We start from the raw sequence: 21868 nt of genomic DNA on the forward strand, positions 1-21868 counted from the left end.
CCCCCCCCCCCACCATCCCCCCCCCCCCCCCCCCCCCCCCCCCCCCCCCCCCCCCCCCCCCCCCCTCCCCCCCCCCCCCCCCCCCCCGGTGACGTGTCCGAGGGAGCGCGGCGGCTGCTGGCGGGCGGCCCGTCCCGGTGCGCCTCGGCGGCCGGGGTGCTGGCCGCGGCCGCCCTCGCCTTCCGCTGCGATCCGTCCGCGTACGACCGGCAGGCCGTCGGTGAGCGGGCCCTGACCGAGGTGCTGCGCCTGCGGTCCGCCGGCACGCGGGCCGGATGGTCCGCGGACTCCTCGGCCGGGGACGGCCGTGCCGCGCACACGGAGGCCGGGCGCACGGTGCTGGCCGCGCTCGACGCCACGCCCGATCCGGGCCGAGCGGTCTTCGGGTGAGCACCAAGTCACCCGGTTTCCGGATGAGTTGAGCGGGCCGGGGCTACGCTGGCCCCAGCGCACCGACCGGACGGGGGACGGTACATGGGCATGCAGTGGACGCCGGCGGTCCTCCACCGGCCGCGGCGCGGCCTGGTGCAGTGCGTGCTGTGCCCCTTCCGCTGTGCGCTGGAGGACGGCGAGACGGGTCTGTGCGGGGTGCGCCGCCGGTCCGGGGACCGGCTGGAGACCGCGACCTTCGCGTCGTCGGTACGGCACTGGGACACCGTCGAGCGCAAGCCGCTGTACCACTACCGGCCCGGCACCCCCTGTCTGACCCTCGCCGCGCCCGGCTGCACCTTCGCCTGTGACTACTGCATCAACCACCGCATGTCCCAGTACGGCCGGGTGGAGTCCGTACGCTGGGACGCCGAGCCGGTGGATCCGGCGGAGGTGGCCGGACAGGCCGCGGGACGCTCGGGCTGCGTCGCGATCTCCTACACCGAGCCCTCGCTGGCGATCGAACTCACCGCCGCGCTGGCCGAGTCGGGCCGTCCGCTCGGTGTGGACGTGGTCTGGAAGAGCAACGGCTTCCTCACCACCGAGGCCGTCGACCTCGCGGCACGCCATGTCGCCGCCGTCAACGTCGACGTGAAGACCCTCGACGAACGCGACCACCGCGAACTCACCGGCGCCCGGCCCGGGCCGGTGCTCGACGCGCTCTCCGGGCTGCGGGAACGCGGTGTCTGGGTGGAGGTGTCGACCCCGCTGATCCCCGGACTGACCGCCGGCCCCGGCACCCTGCGCCCGATCGCCCGGGCGCTGTCCGCGCTGGACCCCGCGATCCCCTGGCACCTGGTCCGGGCCACGCCCGCCCACCGCCGCACCGGCCACGCGCCCACGCCGGTGGCCGACCTCGAGGCCGGGGTGCGGATCGGGCACGAGGAGGGGCTGCGGCATGTGTACGTCGAGCGGGCCCTGGGTGACGAGGGGCGGGCCACCCGGTGCCCCGGGTGCCGTACCACCGTGGTGGCACGGGACATCTGGGCCCTCGGCGGGAACGCTCTCGAAGACGGCAGGTGCCCGCGGTGCGGCACCGCGGTGGAAGGACGATGGTGACCTCATGGCCGACTACCGGATGGTCGAGCACGTTCCCGACCTGATCCAGCCCGAGGAGTACGAGCAGCATCCCGAGGGGCGCCTCGTACGGATCAGCATCCGCGTCGACGGCGGGGGCGTCCAGGTGCTCGGCGACGCCTTCCGGCCCGAGGTGCTGGAGCGGCTGCTGGAGACGCTGGGACCGGACGCGATCGAGCAGATGCTCTGCGGCTGACCGCGCGGCGACCCGGTGTCTCACTCGTCCGTCAGCAGCGCCGTCAGGGCCGCCCGCAGTTCCTCGGGTGACGGCTCCGGCGGCAGTACCTGGCGGTGCCGGGCCGGTTCCCGCCAGGGGATGTGCGGGTAGTGCACGCGCAGTTCACGCAGTCCCGGCCGGGGTACGGGCCGTAGGTAGGGGTGCGACAGCAGCACCATCCGGGGCGGCCCGGACATGTCGGCGGTGAGCCGGGCGGCCACCACCTCGGCCTCCCGGAACGCCGTGGCCACGTCACCCGCCGTCAGCGGGCCGGCGGCCCACACGTGGACCAGGTCCTCCGGGCCCTGCAGGGTCCGCGACCGCCACGGCTCGCCGAGCGGCACCAGGGCGCAGGGGCGCCCCAGTGCGATCACGGTGGCGGCCATCAGATGGGCCGCGAGCCGCAGCACGGAACCCACCTTGCCGTGCGTGGCGGGCGTGTCGTCCAGCAGCAGCACCAGGCCGTGCGGATCGCGCGGCAGCCGGCCGCTGCTCGTGCGGTACAGCAGCTCGTCCCGCGCGTGCCGGGCCCTGAGCAGGTCGGTGGGCAGGGCGAGTTGGGTGGGCAGCAGCCGGTCGGCGGGGCCGTGCCGGGCCAGCCCGGAGCGGCCGGTGCCGCCCGCGCCGCCCATGGCGAGGCCGGTGTCGCCGTCCAGCAGTCTGAGGCCCAGCAGGGCGCGCTGCGCGGGTCCGGGCGGGGTGAGGGACAGCGGAAGCCGGCGCATCCGGGCCGGCAGCGTGGGGTCGGCGGCCACCGCCTCGGGGCCGAGGATGCGCAGCAGCGCGACCAGCCGGTCGTCCACCGTGCCCAGCGCCGCGGTCAGTTCGGTGAGCAGGGGTGCGGACCTGCGGGCGGGGATGGAGGAGCCGGTCAGCGCCCGGCCCAGGGCCTGGGCGAGATCGGCCGGGGTGACCTCGGGCGGGGCCAGGTACGCCGGGTCCGCGGGCAGGTCCGCGACCAGCAGCAGTGCCAGACCCGCCAAGGCCGGCCCGGGCCAGCCCAGTTCACGCAGCGCGTGCAGTCCGCGGTGGTCGGCCAGGGCCCGCAGCCGGGCCGGGGTGGTGCCGTGCAGCAGCGCCAGCACGTCCGCCAGCAGGTCCAGCGGCACCCCGAACCCGTGGACGGCCGCGAGCACGGCGAGCCGTACCAGTTCCTCCTGGCCGCTCGGCGGGACCGGCGCGGCGGCGGTGCGCGGACCGCCGGTGAACAGCTCCCACAGGACCGCGGCGCCGGAGTTGTAGGTGGCCGCGAGCTGGTCACCGACCGGTGACCAGCGCAGCGTCCACAGATGCCCGCCGACTCCGTCCGGCGGCACGAGCACCCGGATCCGGCGCGCCTCCTGGGCGTCCCAGACCTCCGCCACGGAGTCCTGGTCGGCGGACGCGAACGCCAGCAGCCGGGAGTCGGCGCACCACGACAGCGCGGGCGCCCAGTCCCGGCCGCCGGCCTCGCCGAACGTCTGGCGTCGCTGCCAGGTGGCGGTGTCCCAGACCACGACCGGGCCGCCGGCGCTGCCCGGCGTGGCGGCCAGCCGGCTGCCGTCCGGGGACCAGGCCAGATGGCACACCATGGCCTGCGGGTCGGGCCAGTCCAGCACCCGCACCCGCCGGCACCGGCCGGCGGGTCCGGTGTTCCAGACGATCACCCGGCCGCGGGTGCCGGCCGCGAGCAGCCGGCCGTCCGGGGACCAGGCGGGCCGGCGCACCCCGTCCTCCACGGGCAGCCGCTGCGGACCGCCGGCGTCCTGGGCGAGGTCGTGCACCAGCAACTGCCGGGGGGCGGCGCCGGGCTCGGGCGCCGCCCAGCGCAGCGGGCGCACCGGGTCGGCGGTGACCGCCTGGCCCGCCGCGCGTTCGGCGAGCACCGCACCGTCGACGGGGTCCACGAGCCGGTTGACGCCCTGTTCGTAGTGGGCCGCCAGCACCAGGACCGGGCGGTCGCCGGCCAGGCAGGCGGCGTCGTACCAGCCGTGCGGAAAGCTGCGCACCGGTGCCTCGCCGCGCGGGCGGGTCGCGTCGGCGGCGTACTCGAGGACGCGGCCCGGCCCGGACTCGCACCAGTGCCGTGCGCCGTCGGGTGACCAGACGAAGGCCGGGGCGACACAGCCCAGTCCGGCCTCCGGCAGGCGCAGCGCGCGCAGCACCCCCGGGGGCCGTTCCCCGGTGCGGGTGTGGACCTTTCCGACGGTGACGCCCATCGCATTGGCCCAGCGGCGCTGCGCGGCCGGGTCCCGGCGCCGGTGCGGGCGCGGCACCGCGCCGGACGGCTCCCACACGGCGAGGGTGTCCGTGTCGAGCCGGGCGGCGAACAGCCCGCTCGCCGACAGGCTCAGGTCGCCGGGTCCGGTGATGTGGCCGGGCAGCTGCCCGAGGGCGTCGAGGCGCGGTCCGAGGACACGCAGCCCCTCCAGCTCGGAACCGGCGATCAGCAGGGAGCCGTCGTGGCTGAACGTCAGCGCATTCATGCGGTACGGCACGAACTCGCGGCGCAGTTCCCGGCCGGAGCCCGGGTCCAGGAGCCGCAGCCCCGCGTAGTCCTCGACGGCGATCGCCCGGCCCTCCGGGGAGCAGGCCACGCGGCGCAGGCCCTCGAAGAGCCCGCCGAGCGTGCCCGTCATGGTGCCGCCGTGCGGTTCCCACAGTTGCGCGGACGTCGCCGTGGCCACGCACAGGGTGTCCTGCCGGCCGGGTATCCAGCACACGTCGACCACCGGGTCGACCCCCCGCAACCGGATCACCGTGCCTTCGGCGCGGTACAGCAGCAGGACGTCGCCGGTCCGCAGCCCCGCCGCCAGCAGCCGGGCGTCGGGCGACAGGGCCAGGGCGGTGATCTCGCCCTCGGTGTGGAGCTGGTCGGGCAGTTCCACGGGCTCCCCGGTGTCGGCGTCGAGGAGGACCAGATGGCCCGCGCCGAGCAGGAACAGCCGGTCGCCGTCGGGGGTCCACACCGCCGCGTCGGTGCCGGGGCGCGGGTGCGCACCGGGCGGGGGGCCGGGCCAGGACAGCCGCCACACGACCCGCCCCTCGTCGTCGTACCGCACGACCGCTCCGCCGTGCGCCACAACCAGTCCGGTGCCGTCCGGTGACAGGCACAGGCCGCCGGCGCCGGCCGCCGGCACGGTGAGGATGTGCTGGGCGCTCCAGGCGCCGGCCGGCGGTGTGCTCACAGGCCCTCGCCCAGCTCGGCGGCGGCCCGCTCGTACATCTGGGCGGCGCGCTGGAAGTGGCCCGCCTGCTCCAGCAGTTCCGCGGCCTTGCGGTACTCGCCGCGCAGGGAGTGTTCCATGGCGACCTGGTTCAGCCGCCGCCGTTCGGCCTCCGGGGTGCGCACCGCGGCCGGTGCGGCCGGCTCCGCTTCCGGCATCACCCCGGCCAGCCGGTCCAGCAGCTCCCGCGCGGGCTCGGACAGTCCGGCGGCGAAGGCGGGCGGCGCGGGCACCCACAGCTGCCAGGCGGGCCGTACGTCGGCCAGGCGCAGCCGCCAGGCGCCGTCGCGGCACAGCACCGTGATGACGTCCGGGCCGAGCCCGAGGACCTCGTCGCGTGCGGTGTCCGGCAGCGGCGGGTTGAGCACACAGCCGCTCTCCAGGTACAGGGCGCCCGGACCGGCCTGGTGGACGGGGGTGCCGAAGGGCAGGGCCTGGCACAGTCCGGGCGGTTCGGTCACCAGGTGGCGGCCGGGTCCGAAGGCCACCACCGCGGTCTCGTGCAGTGGCCGGGTGCGCAGGAAGCGGCGCAGCGCGTCGAGTTCGCCGTCCGCGATCAGCACGGCGTCGACCCGGTGCGGGGCCCGTGCGCTGGTCACCAGGCGGACCGGCAGCGGCGGCCCGAGGGCGGGCACCGGCACCGGGATGCGGACGGGGGCGGCGGTGCCCAGCACCGGGCGTGCGTCGAGGAGTTCACCCGCGGCCGCCTCGCCGAGCGGCCGCCACTGCCAGGGCGGTCCGGACACGGCCCGTTCCACGACGAGGTGCTCCGCGGGCGGGACCTCTTCCAGCAGTACGGCGTCGTCCAGCAAAAGCCGCAGCCGCACGTCGATCAGCAGCCGGCAGTCCGGGTCGGCCGCCCGGCAGGCCACGGTTCCCGGCAGCCTGCCGCACGCCTCGACCAGTCCGGCGGGTACGGAGCCGTCCGCGGCACGCAGTCGCAGCAGCAGCCAGCCCTGGTCCGCCCGGCCGTCCGGACCGAGCCGCTCGACGGGTGTGAAGGTGGTCGCCACGCCCGTGGCCAGGCAGCGGCGCAGCAGCCAGCGGCCCAGCGCGCCGGGCGCGAGGACGGCGACCTCCCTCAGGCCGGGCGGCGGGTCGGCCACCGGGCTGTGGGCGGCGAGTTCGGCGAGGGGCACCGGCTCCCATCCGGCGACGGTGGACAGCTCGCCGATGGCCCGCGGGACGCCCGCGGCGGGCCGGTCGGGCCACAGCAGGCCGTCGGCGTCGGCCTCACAGACCACGCCGCCGTACCCGGCCGCCAGCGGCAGGCCCGGCTGGTGGCCGGGGGTGAGCAGCGCCCACACGGAGGGGTCGTAGGGCGATCTGCGCAGGCCGGGCGGGCCGAGTTCCGCCGTCGCCGCGACATGGCCGAGGGCGGCGCGCGGGGACGGGAACCGGACGACGGCCGACCAGTCGGCCGGCTCGCCGCGCTCCCCCGGGTCGGTGGCCGGGGGTTCGTCCGGGGGCGCGGGCGGCATGCTGTGGTTCTGCGGGGTCACGGGGTGCGCCTGGAAGCGTCCGGCCGGGCGGACCGGCGGGAGCGTCCGCTTCTTGCGCGGTCTCAGATAGCTCATGGATCCCCCGAGGTGTGGATGTGCCGATGCCGCTCGCCTACGCCCGTGCCGGGCCCGGCGGCGCGGGTCCGGCGGGCACGCCGGTGGTGTCGCCGAGGGTGCGGGCGGCCCACTGCTGCCAGCGGTCGGCGCAGCCGCTGACACCGGCCCGGTAGGAGGCGGCGAAGACCAGGGCGCCGAGGTCCGGGCGGCGGATGTGGTCCGCCGCGGTGACCGCCCAGGTCTCGACCTCGGCCCGCTCCCGCGCCGGGGTGAGCGAGCCGATCCGTTCCGGCACGCCCGTCAGGGTGCGCAGCAGGGCCTCGTGCGCGCCGTACGCCCGGGCCGCGGCCAGTTGCCGGCCCAGCCGGCGCCTGAGCCGCTCGCCCGCCGTCCGCGGCTGCGCGACGGCGAACAGGTGCTCGGCGGTGGCGTAGGACCGGGTGAGGGTGACCAGGGTCCAGCCGGCGCCGAGCAGGTCGCCGCCCTGCTCGAAGCACTCGGCCGCCTCCTCGAACCGGCGCGCGGACATCAGGCACGCGGCGGCCCGGCTCGGCCGGCGGGCACGCAGCCAGCGGTCGGCGGCGCGCACCGGGTCGCCCGCCTGTTCCCACAGCTCGGCCGCCTTCAGCGGATGGCCGGCCTCGTCGTGGCAGCGGGCGGCCTGGGCGTAGTCGCCCGTCTGCTCGTAGCAGTGGGCGGCGCGCACCAGGAGGTCGGGCGGTCTCGTCATTCGTGGGCGCGCCTCGGTTCGTGGTGCTGTTCCCCGTCGGCCGGGTCGGTCTGCGCGGGCAGCTGCCCGAGGTGCGGTTCGCGTTCCCGGCCGGGTACCGCCTCCGCCACGCCGGGCCTGCGGTCCAGCACCCGGCCGATCGCGTACGCGATCTCGTCGTGGGTGGCGTCGTGGTCCTCGACCCGGGTGGTGCGGCCGATGTCGTCCACCTGGAACAGCTCGACCTCGCCGGTCTCGGCGTTGTACCGGAACTCGACCCTGACCCGCATCGCTCAGGCCTCCATCTCGAACTGGATGTTGAGCGTGCCGTCCGTCTCGTCGACCTGGATGTCCTGCACGCCGTGCTCGCGCGCGTACGCCACGATGGCGTCGCGGTAGGCCACGGCCAGCACCTCGTGCACCGGGCGCAGGAAGCCGGTCCGCGTGTCGCGCAGCTGGGCCTCGGCGTCCCGCTCCAGTTCCTCGCGGCGCCGCTCCGCCTCGGCGGCGGCCCGGCGTTCGGCCTCGGTACGGGCCTCGGCGTCGATCTCGTCGCGCTGTCCGGCCAGTCTGCGCTGTCCGGCGAGCCGCTCCCGCTCCTCCTGCCGGGCGGCCTGCTCCGCGGCCTCACGGTCGGCGCGCTCCTGGGCCTGCGCGCGGGCGGTGCGCTCGGCCACCGACCTGCTCAGGCCCGCCCAGCTGTCGTCGTAGTACTTCGCGGTGTGCTCGGCGGTGGTGTTCACCTCCACCGTGCCCTGCAGGGTGCGGGTCACCTCGGCCTCGGCGGTCACGACGTCGCTGAGCCGGGCGGTCATCTCGATCTCACCGGTGTCGAGGTGGTAGACGACCGTGCCGCCGTCCGTCTCGAGGCGGTAGGCGCCGTCCTGCCAGGTCCACCGGGTGTCGGCGCCGAGCGCGTCCTCGAACGCCCGGCGCGCCGGGGCGCCGAGCAGGGTCCCGAACTCCTCCCGCAGTGTGGCCTCGCCGGCCACCTCGGCGCTGGCCCGGCCGGTGCGGCGCAGCTCCTCCTGCCACATGCGGGTGAGCCGGCTGGAGGCCCGGACACGGACCCGTCGGGGATTGCACATGCTGGGGTACCCCCTCGTGTGTTCCCGCCCTCACTCGAACTGGTCGAGCAGGGCGTTCACTTCGGCAATGATACGAGACAGCTCTGCCTCGGTCTGGGTGTTCACGGGTGGATGCTCCCTCAACTCCCGTGACAGATCGGCGAGTTTGTGGAGTCCCTCGACGACGCTCCATTCGCTGGGCCGCCGGCCGGCGGTCAGCGGTGCGCCGATCTCCCGGGCGTCGAGCAGGATCTCGTGGTCGGGGCGGCGCCGTCCGGCCGGTTCCCCGCCGTGCTTCTCCACCACGGCCTGGACGGCCTCCTCCACCGTGGTGCGGTCGGCCGGGTCGGTCCAGATGTGGGCGAGCGGCCACAGGTCGACGGGCTCGGCGGTGCGCGACTCGCGCAGCAGCGCGGCCCCGGCGACCAGTTTCAGGCTGCGCACCAGCCGGCGGTCCGAGAGCCGGACCCCCTGGATCAGCAACTGCCGTACCAGTTCCCGGTGTTCGCCGAGCACCGGATCCAGTTCGACGTCCCTGAGCCGCAGGGTGAGCCGGCCGAGCCGTTCGACGGTCACCGTGCCCGAGGTGCGGTGTGCGCCGGTCCGGGCGGAGGTGTCCGTGCCCCGCGCCTGTTCGGCGGCCTGGACGGCGGCGGTGAACCGGCGGGCCTCGTGCTCCCAGCCCACCTGGAGCAGCCGCTCGAGATCGGTGCCGCCCACCGGCTCCACCTGCAGCCGGATCAGGAAGCGGTCCGAGAACGCGGTCAGGCCGGGGTCGTCGGGAATCTCGTTGGTGGCGCCCAGCAGACTGATCAGCGGGGCGTTCTCTGCTCGTGCGCCGTTGTGGTAGCGACGTTCGTTGAGCAGGGTCAGCAAGGTGTTGAGGATGGCGCTGCTGCCCTGGAACACCTCGTCCAGGAAGACGAGTTCGGCGGTCGGCAGCATGCCCTCGGTGCGTACCTGGTAGGTGCCCTGCCGGAACTGCTCGAAGTCCAGCGCGCCGAAGATCTCCGACGGCTCGGTGAACCGGGTGAGCAGATAGCTGAAGTGGCGGGCCTCGATGTGCCGGGCGAGCGCCGAGATGAGCTCGCTCTTGGCGGTGCCGGTGGGTCCGAGCAGCAGCGCGTGTTCCCGGCAGACCACGGCGAGCTGCAGCAGCCGTACGGCGCGGTCCCGGCCGACGAACTCGTCGCCGAGCCGCCGTCGTACGTACTCCAGGTCCCTGATGGTGTCGACGGTGTCCTGGCCCCAGCTCACCGTGCCTCCTTCCTCGTGCCGCTCGTGGCCGCCACGGTGTCAGCGCCTGCCCGAGCGGCGCTGCTCGCGCCGTTTCCGCTGCAACTGGCCCACGATCTGGCCCAGTTGCTCGGGTGTGGGCGGAACCGGCGGGTCCTGGAAGTGGGCGGCGACGAAGGCGTCCCGGAAGACCGAGTGGATGTCGTCGCCGTTGCGTCCGCGCAGCGCCGACGCGATGAGTTCGTCCACGCCGCCGCCGACGTCGATGCCGAACTTCGCCGCGTGCAGGTTGATCATCTTCAGCCGGGCCTCGTCGTTGGGCAGGTCGATGGCGATGGACTCGAAGCGGCTGGGCCGCAGCAGGGCCTCGTCGATCAGGTTGAGCCGGTTGGTCGTGCCGATCACCAGGGTCGGCACCTCCGGCCGGAAGCCGTCCATCTCGGTGAGGATCTGGGCGACCACGGCGTTGCCGGCGCGGGTGCCGCCGTCGGAGTGCTCCGAGCGGCGCGAGGCGATGGAGTCGAACTCGTCGAAGACCACCACCGAGGGGGCGTTGCGGCGTGCCTCGGCGAAGATCTCCCGGACGTTGCGCTCGCTCTCACCGACGTAGGTGCCCATGACCTCCGGGCCGGAGACCACCAGGATGGTGGCGTTCATCCGGTTGGCGATCGCCTTCGCGAACAGGGTCTTACCGGTGCCGGGCGGGCCGTGGAAGATGAAGCCGCGCGGGATCAGCTTGGTGCGCAGGTGGTCGTACTGCGCTGGCAGCCGGTGGTGGCCCATCACGATGTCGATGGCCCGCTGGATGTGGGCCTTGACCTCGTCGTATCCGGCGATGTCGGGGAAACCGACGTCCGGCACCTCGAAGTTGCTGGACATCTGGGCCTTGAACGCCCGGATCGTGGAGTACAGGTCGCGGGCGGCCGGCGCCGGGTGGTCCTTGTGGACGCTCACGGCGTACCGCATGGCCTGGCGCAGCAGTACGGGGTTCATGCCGGCGACGTGCTTGTAGAACTCGATGGGGTCGTACCGGTCGAACCGTTCGGCCTCGTCCACCGTCACCAGGGCCCGGCCCAGCGGCTGTTCCTCCTGATCGTCGCGGAACCAGACGGTGCGGGGGACGCCGGTGATCGTGACGCGGGTGCTGAACCGCTCGGCCAGTACCTCGGGCACCGAGAGCGAGGGCGCGGCGAACGCGAGCATCACCCGCTCGGGCGCCCCGTGCAGCAGCTCGGTCACCTCCCTGGCCTCCGGCGAGAGCTGTCCGTCGGCGCCGCCCGCGAGCAGGTCGAGGTGCTGTACGACGAGTACGGTGTCGTCGTTGAGGGCGCGCACCAGCTCGCGCAGCCGGGCCAGCAGGCGCTGGCGCGGGTTCTGCTGCACCGGGATGAGCTGTTCGCCGGGCGGCAGCTGCTCCTGCGGGTCGCCGTCCTCGCCCTCGGGGGGCTCCTCCAGCACCTCGGCCCGCAGTCCGGCCCGCGAGGCCATCTCCCGCCACAGGTGCGGCACCACCGGCTTCTCCGCCACCACCAGCACGGACAGCCGGGCCCTCAGCAGCGAGGCGACCTGGGCGATGTCCCGGCCGTAGGCGAGGACGGTGGCCTGGTCCTCGTGGAGTTCCTTCGGCTGCGGGTGCCGGTACACCGGTTCCTCGGGCGCGGCCTGTTCGCGGGGCGGCTCGGCGGTGCCGGCCGGGCCGGGAGGCTTGGTCAGGTCGGGCGGGGTGGCCGTGGCGGGTGCGGCCGGCGCGTACGACGGCGGATAGAGCGGGGTGCCGTGCGGCAGCTCCGACTGGAGCAGCAGCTCGGGCGAGACGGTCTCCCAGCGCAGCACGTCCCAGCCCGGCGGGAGCGGCAGCAGCAGCATGTACGGCCCCGAGGCCAGGGCCTGTTCGACGGTGATGTGCGGCGGCTGCCGGCGCAGCGCCGCCAGGGACGCCTCGTCCCGGGCGACGACGGAGATACGGCGCACGGACGTGGTCATGCGGGACTCCCCCCACTCGCTTCCAGCAGTTCCCTCTGCCGATACGCAGGCACTCCCGAGGGGCGGCCCCGCACCCGCCGCCGGCGCACCGTCACCGTCATGTGAGACTCCCCCCACCCGCATCCAGCCGCTCCACCTGCCCGAACAGGCGCACGCCCGCCAGGTACGCGGTGCCGATGCCCGAGCGGGCCCGTAACAGGCGCCGGTGTGAGCGCTCGAGCCGGGCGAGGGCGGCCCACCACTGGGCGACGGGGCGGGCGGCGGTCAGGTCGGGTGGCACGGCCAGGGCGGCGCGGGCCCGGCGTATCAGCGACAGGTGTGCCTCCGTGTGGCGCAGCAGGGCCGCCTCGTACACGTCGATCACCAGCTCCCGTTCGCTCATCCGGAGCTGGTCGAGCAGCCGGCCCCGCCACAGGGCCTGGGCCGGGGAGGCGGGGGCCTCGCAGTAGACGGTGGTGATCAGGCGGCGGCCCTGCGGATGGGTCAGCAGTACGTCCTCCAGGAGGAGTTCGGCGTCGGTCTCGCCGACCGGGTCGGGGCGGTCGAGCAGGGCGGTGAGCGGTGAGGCGGCCCGCAGCCGGCCGGCCAGCGCCGGGTCGGCGATGTGCGGGAGCGCGGGCGCGACCACCGCGTGATGGGCGAGCACGTCCCACAGCGAGCGGGCGGGCGGCACGGCGCGGACCGCCCCGGCCGCCAGGTGGGCCTGGGCCCGTGCGCCGACGGCGGCGGCCAGCAGCAGGGCGCCGGCCCCGACCGGCCGCCGCTCGCGGGCCGCGAGGGCCTCCAGCCGCAGCCGGGCCGCCGACTGCGCCGCCAGCCGGATGACGGCGGCGGTGACGTCGGGCGGCGGCGCGGCCAGCTCCTGCGGAGCCGTCAGCTCGCCCTCGGGTGGTGCCGGACGCGGGGCCGCGCCGCCGTCAGCGGTCGTCGCCCACAGCAGCACGCGCAAGGCGGTATCGACCGCGGTCATCTTTCACCCACTGTTCGCATTCGCGCACCGAGTCGCCGGAGCGTGCGTAGAAACGCAGGAGCCGCTCCTCGCCGGTGAGATTGATCAGTCCGGCCACCTGCCAGGGCTGGCGGAACGTGCCGAGGTGCAGATCGACGTCGATGCTCGACAGACCCGACTCGTTCCCCGAGAACAGGTGCGTGTGGTACCAGCCCATCAGCTGCCGGTCCTGTCCGGAGGTGGTGATGCGCTGGTTCACGTCGCGGAAGGAGTCCCCGGTGAAGGTGAAGTGCAGCGCTCCGGCGCCCGAGTGCTCGGCCGGTGTGACCTCGTTGATCTCCACCAGATAGCGGTCGGCCGGCGCCTCGCCGTCGTCGCTCGCCCGTTCCGCGCGCTCCGGGCCGAGGACGCGCAGGACCCTGCCGAGCAGGAAGCCGCCCTCCTCCAGCCGGCGGGAGAGTTTCATCTGGTGCAGATGGCCGTGGATGTCGCCGGACAGCAGGACGGTCACCTGGCCGAGCCCGGCCGCGTCGATGCCCAGGTCCGCCGGGTCCACGCCGGGCACGGGCGGCTCGGCCACCTTGCGCACGGTGAAACTGCGCCTGCTCTCCCGCAGGTTGAGGTCCATGGTGCCCTCGACCTCGGGGGTCGAGCGGCCGAGTGCCAGACCGCTCAGGGAGGGATGGTCGATGCAGAAGCCCCACACCTGTTCGTCGGGGTCGAGCTGCTGCACCACGTGCTGCAGGACCGGGCCGAGCAGTTCCCGCACCGGGTACTCGCGGTCGATGACGGTCTCACCGCCCTGCGAGACGATCACCCCGAGGCGGCCGATCTGGCTGCGCAGGTTGTGGATCGTGCGCGGGCCGTCCACCAGCCGGGGGTCCGGCCTGCGCACGTACCGCAGATGCATGATGAGCGGCTCGTCGGGCTCGCCGTCGGGCAGGTCCCGGCGCAGTCCCTCGACCATCAGCGAGGACAGGGTCATCTTGCCGACCAGGTCGAAGGACGTGCCCTTGTAGAGCAGCACCATGGCCGCGCCGGCGCGGTTCTCCTCACTCATCCGCGCTCGCCTTCCCGCGCCGGACCGCCAGGAACCGGGAGCGGTCGGCCCGCTCGGTCAGACCCGCCCGGGCCAGCCAGGTGGTGCCGCCGATCTCCTTGATGCGCTCCTGGCCCTCCCAGGAGAACGCCCAGGCGGCGGCGTCCCCGTCGAGGTATCCGCCGCGTTCGATGATGTCCTGCACGAGGCTGTCGAAGTCCATGGCCATCCGGTAGTCGTGGGGCAGGATCTCGTAGTTGCGGTAGCGGGCCATGTCGATGAGCATCAGGCACAGCTTGTACATGCTCAGGTCCGGTGTGTAGTCGGTCATCAGCGGGCCGAGGCACACCGCTCCCCTGCGGTCCTCGTCGCGGGCGATGTTCGGGTGGAACACGTCGGACCGCCAGCGCACGCGCGGGGCCTGGATGGGGAACTCCGAGGGCATCCAGATGATCAGCTCGTGCTGGTCGATGCGGCGGGGTTCGAGCGGCCAGGACTCCAGGTCGTCGGGCGGAGCGAAGCCGGGGACGTGCAGCTCCACCTTGTACTCCATGGGCAGCCGGTCGTCGTCCATGAAGACCAGCGTGAACTCGTCGTGCTCGGCGGCGAAGTCGACGAGATCGTCACGGGCCCGGGTCAGCGCCTCCTGGCGCAGCCAGGGATCCACGCCGGCCGTCGACTCGGCCGACATCTGCAACTGGCCGCCGTCGCGGACGCCCTGGTTGTAGAGGGGCTGCTCCGGGTCGAGGCGGCGGGCCTCGCCGCTCTCGTCGCGGAAGTCGACGACGGCGCGCAGCAGATGCCCGTTGGCGTCCTGGGCGACCTCCGGTCGGTACTGCGCCCAGACGGCCGGGACGAGTTCGCTCGGCAGGGTCGTGTTGGGCACGTACGGGATCTCGAACTGCTGGCCGTCGGGGCCCATGACCTCCAGGCGGGTGTACAGGGTCGGGCGGAAGTCGTACTCGCCGTAGAGCACTTCGACGTCGGGTGCGATGCGCGCGGCCCGCTCACGCAGCTGGTCCAGGCGGTCCGGGAGCATCGCGGCGACCCGGAAGGCGGCCTGCCGGTGGCCGGCGTACAGCTGGACGGCATCGGCGTCGACCAGCTCGCGTACCAGCCTGAGCAGTTCGGGGTAGGCCTCGCTGCCCACGAACTCCACCGTGCGGTACAGCGTGTCGGCGTTCAGGGCGGTGCCGCCGTGCTCCCGGTCCTCCTCGTCGAGGAAGGCGCGGATCTTCTGCAGGACGTGGTTGCCCGGCCAGCGGCGCAGCACCGTGTCCAGCAACTGGCGTACGCCGTCCCGCTGTACGGCGCCCAGCTCCAGCGCACGCACCACCTGCCGCCAGTAGGCGACGACCTCCTGGCCCGCGTCCCAGCGCGGCCGGGCCTGCGGCGGGAAGTCCATGTCCTCGAGGACTTCCTCGGCCTGGTTCTGGGTGCGGTACAGATCGGCCAGCAGGTCGACCAGCTCACGTTTGATCTCGGGGGGCAGCTTGCCCGCTTCATAGGTCATCGGGGTGTTCCCTTCCCGTCGGCCTCGGCCAGTTCCAGGTAGCGGATTGCGCGGGTTCGGCCGGTGCTGAGGACCGGCAGGATCTCGCGCGGCGCCACGCCGAGGTCGGCGAGCCGCGAACCCGGGGGCGCGTCGGCGAGCCGGGTGGACTCGCGCGTGGGCGGGGAGCCGGGCAGCGGCGCCCAGGTCATCACGGTCTCCTCGGGGGCCAGATGGTCGGTCAGATCGGCCGGGGTGGACCGCACCGTGTCCGGGACGGGAGCCACCAGGTCGGCGGGGATCCTGCGATGCAGGGGGCAGTCGGGGTCACGGGGCACGGTGACCGGGGTCGCCGTACCGCCGGCGGCGTCCACGCGGATCACGCCGGGGCTGGTGGGGGCACCGCACAGCAGCCGTACCGCGGTCACCGCCAGCCACGATCCGATCAGCGCGGAGACGGGTGCCGAGGCGCCGGCCTCGGGTGCGACGGCGTCGGCGCAGGCCCACGGGTCGTCCTGGGCGGCGCGGTCGCGGGGGGTGAGGCCGCAGCCGAAGCAGGGCCCGGACGGCTCGTACAGCCGGATCTCACCGCCCCAGGCGCTGGTGCCCGCGTCCAGCAGGGCCGTGCCCACCAGTTGGCAGCGGCCGGCGAGCTGGAGCCGGGCCGCCAGGCTGTCCAGGCAGCTGACGACCAGTGAGGCGTCCCGCAGTTCCGCCAGCCCCACCCCGCTGACCAGGGGCGCGGTGCGGGCCTCGGCCCGGGTCACCGGGGACAGTTCGGTGAGCCGGCGGGCCGCGGTGGGGGCCTTGGGCCGGCCGATGTCGTCGGCGCGGAACAGCGGGGCGCGGCTGAGGTTCGACTCCGAGACGGCGTCGGGGTCGCACAGCACCAGGCGGCCGACGCCGGCCAGGGCGAGCGCCTGCGCGCACTGGCTGCCCAGGGCGCCCACCCCGCAGACGACGACGGTGGCCCGGGCGAGCCGTTGCTGGTCCCAGCCGGTGATGAGGGCGTGCCGGTCGAAGCGTCCCATGTCAGGTCCGCCTCAGCGTGCGGAAGTTCATCGGGCACTGCTGGACGGTCAGTTCGCTGCGCCACTGCTCGAAGCAGCCGAGGCCGCGCGCCGGGTCCTGGTGCACGGCCTTGCGGCAGCCGGGTTCCTCGGGCGAGCAGGGGCAGACGACCACCGTCTCGAACAGCCGGAAGGTGTGGGTGCACACGAAGCAGGCGTTGCGCTGCCGCGGGTGCCCGAGCACCGGGTCGCCGGGCATCAGCCGTACGGTGTGCAGGGTGTCCGGCCGGGGGTCGGTGGTGTCGACGCCGTGGAAGAAGGCGGCCTGCGCCCCCGGGTCGGGCGGGTCGGCGGGTGGGGCCTCCCCGCTGCAGGGCAGGTTGCGCAGGTGGTGGGTGACGTCGGTGAGTCTGCCGTCGTCGGTGTGGCGCAGATAGACGGTGTCGTCCAGCCGGAAGGTGTGGCCGCACACCCGGCAGGGGGCGCGGCGCGGGGAGCCGGGCCGGCGCCAGGTGCCGAGCCAGCGGGAGTCCAGGGTGGTGGAGGCCGGGCCGTCGGCACCGGCCACCTGCGGATTGTCGCCGCGCTGCAGCCCACGCTCGAAGGCGCTGGCGACACCTGCGGGTGCGGAGGTGGCGGCGGGTGTGTCGGGCGTCGTCATGCCGCGCGGCCCCTTCCCGAGCAGCGGTGCATCTCGTCCGGTCCGTGGCCGCTCAGTACGAGGGCGGCGCGGGCGGCCTCGCAGGCCCGGTCGACGGTGCCCGAGTGGGCCAGGGACTCGTAGAAGCCCCTGGCGAAGGCGAGGGCGGCGGCGTCGGGGAGTTCGCCGCTGGTGCCCACGACGGTGCCGGCGCAGTCGAGCAGGCCGTCCGCGTACGCCGCCGACCAGCAGGAGTTGAGGACGACGCAGTCGAGCGGCGCGTGCAGTGCGAGGGCCGCGGCGAGGGATCCGACCGGGAGCGGGGCGGAGGTGCCGCTCTCGTCCTCGAAGAGCAGCCGGCCGTCGTCCGTGCCGTGTCCTGCGAAGTGCACGATGTGCGGTCGGACCGTCTGGAGCTGGGGCAGGATGTCGGACACCCGGGCCGCCGGGTGGGCCTCCACCGTCAGCCGGCCGGCGGAGCGGGCCGCGGCCTCGCGGATGAGGCGCTGCTCGGCGCCGAGGCGCAGCCGGGCCTCGTCGAGCGGCGCGGACATCAGGCACAGCACCCGCAGTGGTGTCGCGGTGCCCCGGCCGGCCAGCGCGGCGAGGCCCTCGTGCCCGGGGTACAGGGCTGCCGCCGCGGTGACGAGGTCGCCGAGCGTGACGTCCTCGAAGCGGCCCTGGCCAACGGTCCGGCAGACCGTGCGCCACCAGGAGGCGGCGGGCAGCTGGGCGAACGGCGGCAGCAGGGCGGGGCTGATTCCGAGGTCCTCCAGAAAGGCGTGACCGCTGGCCGCGTCCGGAAATAATTCGCCCAGTGTTTCGAATGCGCCGGCATCGCGCAGGTGTGTCCATGTCGGATTGGCCATCTGTTCGTCCCCCGAGCCAACTGCCGTCCCATGTCGGGCCGTTGGTGAGAAGGGTACGCGCAGTGACGCTTCGCGGGTGTAGTTTCGGATTCCGCAGCACACTTATCGGGGGCGGGCTTGATCGAGCGTCTGGAAATGATCACCTGTGGTGGCCGCGATGCGGGAAAATCGATCTTCGAGATCGATTTCGATCGCCAGGGAGAGAGGTCCCGGGACGGATTCCGGGAGCGTCCGGGTCTGCTGGTGCACAGCGGCGGCGAGCGCGTCGTACAGCGCATCGCCCACACCGACGCGGCGCGCCGGGAGCTGGAACGGACCGTGCGGACGGCCGACGTACTGGTGCGCCGGCTCGGCGTCACGCGGTACCCGCCCGAACTCAGCCGTGTCATCGGCTATCGCCCGGACGGCCGGGCACCCTTCCTGGTCGCCACCCGCCGCGGCCGCCCCCTGTCCGAGGCGGTCGACCAGTTACCCCTGGAGGCGGGCCAGTTGTGGGCCGTCGTGGACGGCGTCCTCACGGTGCTGCGGCAACTGAACGACCTGCGTCTGGTGCACCGGGACATCCGGCCCGAGACCCTGTGGTGGGACGGGACCTCCGTGCAGCTGGCCGACTTCGGTCTCAGCCTCGACGAGGGCGAACCACGCGGCGCGGCGGCCGGCACCGACCCGTGGCGGTCCCCGGAACAGGCCAAGGGCCAGGGCCGGGCCGACTGCCGGGACGACGTCTACTCCGCCGGCGCCGTCATCTTCCACCTCGCCACCGGCGAGGAGGCCACCACGGCCGCGGACATGCGCGACCGGGTGCGCTGGCTCGACTCCAGCCAGCGCAACCTGCTGGAGGGGGTCTTCACCAACGAGGCACGCCAGCGCGTCAGCGGATACACGCTCCGGCTGCGGCGTGACACCCAGGCGGGCCGCAGCACCGGCCCCGGCCCGGGCACGGGCCCCGGCACGTCCGGGCCGCCCCGGCTCGCCGAGCTCGAACAGCAGGCCCGCCAGCACTTCCACGAGCTGCGTGCCCGGCAGTACGCCTTCAACCAGCGGCAGCACGGACCGGCGTACCCCCAGCCGCCCGCCGCTCCCCCGGGCACGCGCCCCGGCATGCTCGTGCTGCGCCGGCGGGCCGTCGTCCTGTCCGCCGCGCTGGCCGTCACGCTCCTCGGCGTGCTGATCGCCGTCCTGGCGCTGGTCTGAGGGGAGCAGTGACATGTCAGCAAAGGTGAGGTGCCCCATCTGCCTCAGCATGGTCGACTGGGCGACGGCCGAGACCGTCACCCTCACGGCCGACGGCCGGCCCGAACCGCTCGCCGCTCTCGAGGGCGAGGACGACGTGCTCGGGAACCACCGCCGCCTCGACGCCTACCGGCTGTGCACGGGCGGCGGTGAGCCGCACGTCCTGCCCGGACGCTACGGCGACTTCGGCGAGCCCCTGGTCATCGGCGTGGTGGGTGAGTCCGCGGCCGGCAAGAGCCATCTGCTCGCGGCCATGCTCGGCATGCTCTCCGACGTCGACCGGATGGCCCGCCTCGGTCTGGTCGTCGGCGGGCTCGACCTCAAGCTGCACCAGCGCTACCTGAAGGACGTCGTGCGGCCCTTCCTGGACCAGGGGCAGGGCCTGGCCGGAACCCCGGCCCAGCCACCCGAGTTCACCGACGCCCTGTGGATCCACAACAGCAGAACCGGACGCAACGTCGCCGTCGCCTTCTTCGACGTCTCCGGCGAGTGGCTCGCCGACCACGACGCCGAGGTGCCGTTCCTGGGCGCGGTCAGCGCGCTGGTCTTCGTGGTCGACCCGACCCGTATCCGCGGGCTGACCGCCGCCGGCGGCAGCGTCACCGGCGACCCGTCCTTCGGTGTCGTCCTCGACAAGATCGGGCGGCTGCACGGGGTGGACGGCTCCCAGTTCCTGCCGCTGCCGGCCGCCGTCGTGGTCGGCAAGTGCGATCTGCTGCGGCACCACGAGCCGCTCGTCGACCGCTGGTTCCAGAACGCCTCCCCGGACGAGGAGCTGCAGCTCGCCACCGTCGAGCAGGAGAGCGAGGACGCCTACGCCTTCCTCAGCTCCCGCGGCGCCGCCGGCTGGCTCGCCCCCTTCGTGCGCTGCGCCCGCTCCACGCTGCACTTCACCACCGCGACCGGCCACAAGGCGGTCGAGGCGGACGGCGTCCAGCGCTCCCCGCACGGGAGTTTCGCGCCGCGCCGGACCCTCAAACCCATGCTCGCCCTCTTCGCCATGTGCGGGGTCCTCGACCCCGACGACCTCGGCCCGGGAGCTGTCCGATGACGACGGTCGACCAGATCCTCTTCGGCTGGGCCGAACGGGACCACGAAGGCAACGCCGGAGTCCGCCCCGTCGCGCACTCCGGGCTGCGCACCCTCGACCGCTGGGCCAAGCGGCTCCAGTACGTCTGGGCCACCCAGGACGGCCAGGGCGACCAGCCGGAACTGACGGCCAGCCTCGTCCACCTGGTGTTCGAGGACGAGGCGGCCGTCCTGCGCAAGCTGCCCTCACGCAACCCGCACGGCCGGGGCGGCGCCACCCTGACCCACGTCCTGGTCGGCGACCCGCGCACGATCGACGCACAGCTCGCCCTGGGACTGCACGACTGGCCGGGCTGGCTGGACCGCGAACCGGACGGCACCGGCGCGGACCTCGCCGCACTCGGCCTCGACGACCTCAGGGAGGCGGCGCGGCCCGGGCTGGCCGCGCTGCGCGACCGAGTCGCCGAGGTCCCGGCCGAGCAGCTCACCGCGCTCGTCGCCCGGGTACTCGCCGAGCCCGCCGAGGACTTCAGCGTCATCACCCGTCCGCACCTCGCCCTGCCGACGATGACGGCCCTGCTGGACATCGCCGGACCGGTGTCCGGCCGGCCGTGGACCTTCGCGAGCCGGGAGTCCACCGACAAGGGCGCCCATCAGCCCCGGGTGGTGTTCCTCGCCGCCCGCCCGCCCCAGTCGATGTACATCAACCAGCGCCGGCGCGTCGACGTGACCGAGCCCCCGCCCGACACGGACACCGGCCGGTTCGCCACCCAGCTGGTGGAGCTGTACCGGGAGGCCGGACACGCGGCACTGGAGCGGATCCGCCCGCGGCACCCGCTGCACGGCGCGGACGACGTGGACGCCTGGCGGCGGACGGTTCGCGTGGTGGACGGGCGGATCTCCGATCCGCGGGTACGGCTGGACGTGTTCCTCGACGACGCCCTGCTGGAGCGTGCCGTCGCCCGCGGCGCGCTCGCCCATGAACGAGCGCACATGACCGGCGAGTTGAGGAAGCAGCCCGCGGAGTGGCTCATCGAGGCGCTGCGCCGCTGGCACCGCCTGGAGAAGCGGGCCGCACGCCATCCCGAGCTGCGGGACCTGCTGACGAGCGAGGCCGTGGAGGCCTGCCTCGCCGGACAGGGGACCGACGCACTGGTGGAGGCGACGCGGGACGCGGAACCGAAGCCGTCGTCGGTGACCGACGTCTTCCACCGGCAGGTGCCGCACGAGGGCCTGGACCTGAGCAGGAGCGGACACCGGCGGCTGGTGATCGCGGCCCTGGACCTCGCGATGCCCGCCGACGCACTGGACCACACCGGTCTCTTCGCCGCCAGCCCGGCGGACGAACTGCTGGACCTCGTCGTGCGCTACACCCGCTACTTCCCGGACGCCATGCACCTGGTGCTGCACCACCTCGCCGGCGCCGGTCACAGCCCGGCCGCCGCACAGGTGTGGTACGAGCAGGACCTGCTGCTCGAAGCGGTGGACCGCATCGCGCGCGGCGACCGCGCGAAGGAGGTCGACTGCTTCCGCCAGCTGCTCCTCGCCGCGCACGGCCCACGCCTGGACGGCGCGGCGGCCGCCACCCTGGTGGAACGCGCCGGGGTGCAGGCGCCGTTGGGTCTGTACGCCGCCGCGCTGGAACTGGCCGCGGACGACGGGGCCGAGCAGCGGATCCGGTACGAGATCTCGGAGCAGTTCCTCCGCGACAACGGCTACCTCGCCCGCGGGGGGCGCCCCGCCCACGGGCCGCGTCCGGGCGGGGCGGTGCCGGGCAGGACGACCGCGCCGGCCGGGGCCGGTACCCAGCCCTGGTACGGCTCCACCGGGCCGGCCCCGTCCCAGCCCTACGGTGCCGCCGCGAGCCCGGGGGCGGAGCACCGCGCCCGGTGGGACCCCCTGACCCCGCCGCAGGAGCCGGGCCGGCGTCCGGCCGACCCGCCCGCCGGTGGCGGTCCGCAGGCGCCGGCGGACGACCGCAGGCGCGGGCTCGGAGGCCTCGGCCAGCTCGACGGCCTGGCCGTGGTCTTCGTGTCGGCGCTCCTGTTCGTGCTGCTCTGCACGCTCGGCTACATCCTGCTGACCTCGATGCCCTGACCTCGATGCCCTGACCTCGGCCCACCC

19 protein-coding genes are annotated in these 21868 nt (G+C 74.5%); 6 read left to right on the forward strand and 13 right to left on the reverse strand.

What is annotated here, in order from left to right:
* Positions 1-93 precede the first annotated feature (93 nt).
* The 3 genes from ACZ7HQ_RS31425 (at position 94) to ACZ7HQ_RS31435 (ending at position 1702) form a co-directional block, all read left to right on the forward strand.
* Positions 94-390 carry a hypothetical protein gene (locus ACZ7HQ_RS31425; RefSeq protein WP_470997155.1) on the forward strand — a complete coding sequence of 99 codons (297 nt, stop codon included), beginning with the start codon at positions 94-96 and terminating at the stop codon, positions 388-390.
* A gap of 90 nt (positions 391-480) precedes the next feature.
* Positions 481-1488 carry a radical SAM protein gene (locus ACZ7HQ_RS31430; protein ID WP_470997158.1) on the forward strand — a complete coding sequence of 336 codons (1008 nt, stop codon included), beginning with the start codon at positions 481-483 and terminating at the stop codon, positions 1486-1488.
* A gap of 4 nt (positions 1489-1492) precedes the next feature.
* Entirely contained in the window at positions 1493-1702 is a 210-nt protein-coding gene (locus ACZ7HQ_RS31435) for a radical SAM-modified peptide, FtsH ternary system-associated (protein ID WP_470997161.1), read from the forward strand.
* Positions 1703-1722: 20 nt separating this feature from the next.
* Here the strand turns inward: ACZ7HQ_RS31435 and ACZ7HQ_RS31440 are convergent, their stop codons facing one another.
* From ACZ7HQ_RS31440 to ACZ7HQ_RS31500, 13 genes are all read right to left on the reverse strand, one after another.
* The gene (locus ACZ7HQ_RS31440; protein ID WP_470997164.1) at positions 1723-4890 is read right to left on the reverse strand and encodes a hypothetical protein; all 3168 of its coding nucleotides are present in this window, start codon (positions 4888-4890) and stop codon (positions 1723-1725) included.
* On the reverse strand, positions 4887-6506 hold the full coding sequence (locus ACZ7HQ_RS31445; protein ID WP_470997167.1) for a hypothetical protein: 1620 nt from the start codon (positions 6504-6506) through the stop codon (positions 4887-4889). Before ACZ7HQ_RS31445 ends, ACZ7HQ_RS31440 begins: the two co-directional genes overlap by 4 nt.
* 37 nt (positions 6507-6543) lie before the next feature.
* Positions 6544-7218: a hypothetical protein gene (locus ACZ7HQ_RS31450; protein ID WP_470997169.1), complete on the reverse strand. Its 675-nt coding sequence runs from the start codon at positions 7216-7218 to the stop codon at positions 6544-6546.
* Positions 7215-7487, reverse strand: coding sequence for a hypothetical protein (locus ACZ7HQ_RS31455; RefSeq protein ID WP_470997172.1), 273 nt, complete (start codon positions 7485-7487; stop codon positions 7215-7217). The genes ACZ7HQ_RS31450 and ACZ7HQ_RS31455 overlap by 4 nt, the downstream gene beginning before the upstream one ends.
* Before the next feature lie 3 nt (positions 7488-7490).
* Positions 7491-8285 carry a hypothetical protein gene (locus ACZ7HQ_RS31460; RefSeq protein ID WP_470997175.1) on the reverse strand — a complete coding sequence of 265 codons (795 nt, stop codon included), beginning with the start codon at positions 8283-8285 and terminating at the stop codon, positions 7491-7493.
* A gap of 30 nt (positions 8286-8315) precedes the next feature.
* Positions 8316-9521 (reverse strand): AAA family ATPase, encoded by a 1206-nt coding sequence (locus tag ACZ7HQ_RS31465; protein ID WP_470997178.1) that lies wholly within the window; start codon positions 9519-9521, stop codon positions 8316-8318.
* Between the two features lie 39 nt (positions 9522-9560).
* The gene (locus ACZ7HQ_RS31470; RefSeq protein WP_470997181.1) at positions 9561-11483 is read right to left on the reverse strand and encodes an ATP-binding protein; all 1923 of its coding nucleotides are present in this window, start codon (positions 11481-11483) and stop codon (positions 9561-9563) included.
* 97 nt (positions 11484-11580) lie between these two features.
* Positions 11581-12453: a hypothetical protein gene (locus ACZ7HQ_RS31475; RefSeq protein ID WP_470997184.1), complete on the reverse strand. Its 873-nt coding sequence runs from the start codon at positions 12451-12453 to the stop codon at positions 11581-11583.
* Positions 12401-13492 (reverse strand): JAB N-terminal domain-containing protein, encoded by a 1092-nt coding sequence (locus ACZ7HQ_RS31480; protein WP_470997187.1) that lies wholly within the window; start codon positions 13490-13492, stop codon positions 12401-12403. Before ACZ7HQ_RS31480 ends, ACZ7HQ_RS31475 begins: the two co-directional genes overlap by 53 nt.
* Positions 13485-14984 (reverse strand): effector-associated domain EAD1-containing protein, encoded by a 1500-nt coding sequence (locus ACZ7HQ_RS31485; RefSeq protein WP_470997190.1) that lies wholly within the window; start codon positions 14982-14984, stop codon positions 13485-13487. The genes ACZ7HQ_RS31480 and ACZ7HQ_RS31485 overlap by 8 nt, the downstream gene beginning before the upstream one ends.
* Positions 14981-15994: a HesA/MoeB/ThiF family protein gene (locus ACZ7HQ_RS31490; protein ID WP_470997193.1), complete on the reverse strand. Its 1014-nt coding sequence runs from the start codon at positions 15992-15994 to the stop codon at positions 14981-14983. Before ACZ7HQ_RS31490 ends, ACZ7HQ_RS31485 begins: the two co-directional genes overlap by 4 nt.
* A 1-nt stretch (position 15995) precedes the next feature.
* Positions 15996-16634, reverse strand: coding sequence for a hypothetical protein (locus ACZ7HQ_RS31495; protein WP_470997196.1), 639 nt, complete (start codon positions 16632-16634; stop codon positions 15996-15998).
* Positions 16631-17482 carry a CHAT domain-containing protein gene (locus tag ACZ7HQ_RS31500; protein WP_470997199.1) on the reverse strand — a complete coding sequence of 284 codons (852 nt, stop codon included), beginning with the start codon at positions 17480-17482 and terminating at the stop codon, positions 16631-16633. Before ACZ7HQ_RS31500 ends, ACZ7HQ_RS31495 begins: the two co-directional genes overlap by 4 nt.
* A gap of 117 nt (positions 17483-17599) precedes the next feature.
* On the opposite strand from ACZ7HQ_RS31500, the gene ACZ7HQ_RS31505 reads away from it, so the two are divergent.
* The 3 genes from ACZ7HQ_RS31505 to ACZ7HQ_RS31515 are packed head-to-tail and all read left to right on the forward strand — an operon-like array spanning position 17600 to position 21841.
* Positions 17600-18676 carry a protein kinase domain-containing protein gene (locus ACZ7HQ_RS31505; protein ID WP_470997201.1) on the forward strand — a complete coding sequence of 359 codons (1077 nt, stop codon included), beginning with the start codon at positions 17600-17602 and terminating at the stop codon, positions 18674-18676.
* A gap of 13 nt (positions 18677-18689) precedes the next feature.
* A complete protein-coding gene (locus ACZ7HQ_RS31510) occupies positions 18690-19766 on the forward strand; it encodes a hypothetical protein (protein WP_470997204.1) in 1077 nt (358 codons plus the stop codon).
* Positions 19763-21841, forward strand: a complete 2079-nt coding sequence (locus ACZ7HQ_RS31515; protein ID WP_470997206.1) for a hypothetical protein — start codon at positions 19763-19765, stop codon at positions 21839-21841. Before ACZ7HQ_RS31510 ends, ACZ7HQ_RS31515 begins: the two co-directional genes overlap by 4 nt.
* The last annotated feature ends 27 nt before the right edge of the window (positions 21842-21868 follow it).

It is taken from the genome of Streptomyces sp. NPDC037290, from assembly GCF_055603245.1.

Excerpts from the sequence above, each read along its gene's own strand:
- ACZ7HQ_RS31430 (WP_470997158.1), top strand. The coding sequence starts at position 481 with ATGCAGTGGACGCCGGCGGTCCTCCACCGGCCGCGGCGCGGCCTGGTG.
- ACZ7HQ_RS31435 (WP_470997161.1), top strand. The coding sequence starts at position 1,493 with ATGGCCGACTACCGGATGGTCGAGCACGTTCCCGACCTGATCCAGCCC.
- ACZ7HQ_RS31445 (WP_470997167.1), bottom strand. The coding sequence starts at position 6,506 with ATGAGCTATCTGAGACCGCGCAAGAAGCGGACGCTCCCGCCGGTCCGC.
- ACZ7HQ_RS31450 (WP_470997169.1), bottom strand. The coding sequence starts at position 7,218 with ATGACGAGACCGCCCGACCTCCTGGTGCGCGCCGCCCACTGCTACGAG.
- ACZ7HQ_RS31455 (WP_470997172.1), bottom strand. The coding sequence starts at position 7,487 with ATGCGGGTCAGGGTCGAGTTCCGGTACAACGCCGAGACCGGCGAGGTC.
- ACZ7HQ_RS31460 (WP_470997175.1), bottom strand. The coding sequence starts at position 8,285 with ATGTGCAATCCCCGACGGGTCCGTGTCCGGGCCTCCAGCCGGCTCACC.
- ACZ7HQ_RS31470 (WP_470997181.1), bottom strand. The coding sequence starts at position 11,483 with ATGACCACGTCCGTGCGCCGTATCTCCGTCGTCGCCCGGGACGAGGCG.
- ACZ7HQ_RS31475 (WP_470997184.1), bottom strand. The coding sequence starts at position 12,453 with ATGACCGCGGTCGATACCGCCTTGCGCGTGCTGCTGTGGGCGACGACC.
- ACZ7HQ_RS31480 (WP_470997187.1), bottom strand. The coding sequence starts at position 13,492 with ATGAGTGAGGAGAACCGCGCCGGCGCGGCCATGGTGCTGCTCTACAAG.
- ACZ7HQ_RS31485 (WP_470997190.1), bottom strand. The coding sequence starts at position 14,984 with ATGACCTATGAAGCGGGCAAGCTGCCCCCCGAGATCAAACGTGAGCTG.
- ACZ7HQ_RS31490 (WP_470997193.1), bottom strand. The coding sequence starts at position 15,994 with ATGGGACGCTTCGACCGGCACGCCCTCATCACCGGCTGGGACCAGCAA.
- ACZ7HQ_RS31495 (WP_470997196.1), bottom strand. The coding sequence starts at position 16,634 with ATGACGACGCCCGACACACCCGCCGCCACCTCCGCACCCGCAGGTGTC.
- ACZ7HQ_RS31500 (WP_470997199.1), bottom strand. The coding sequence starts at position 17,482 with ATGGCCAATCCGACATGGACACACCTGCGCGATGCCGGCGCATTCGAA.
- ACZ7HQ_RS31510 (WP_470997204.1), top strand. The coding sequence starts at position 18,690 with ATGTCAGCAAAGGTGAGGTGCCCCATCTGCCTCAGCATGGTCGACTGG.
- ACZ7HQ_RS31515 (WP_470997206.1), top strand. The coding sequence starts at position 19,763 with ATGACGACGGTCGACCAGATCCTCTTCGGCTGGGCCGAACGGGACCAC.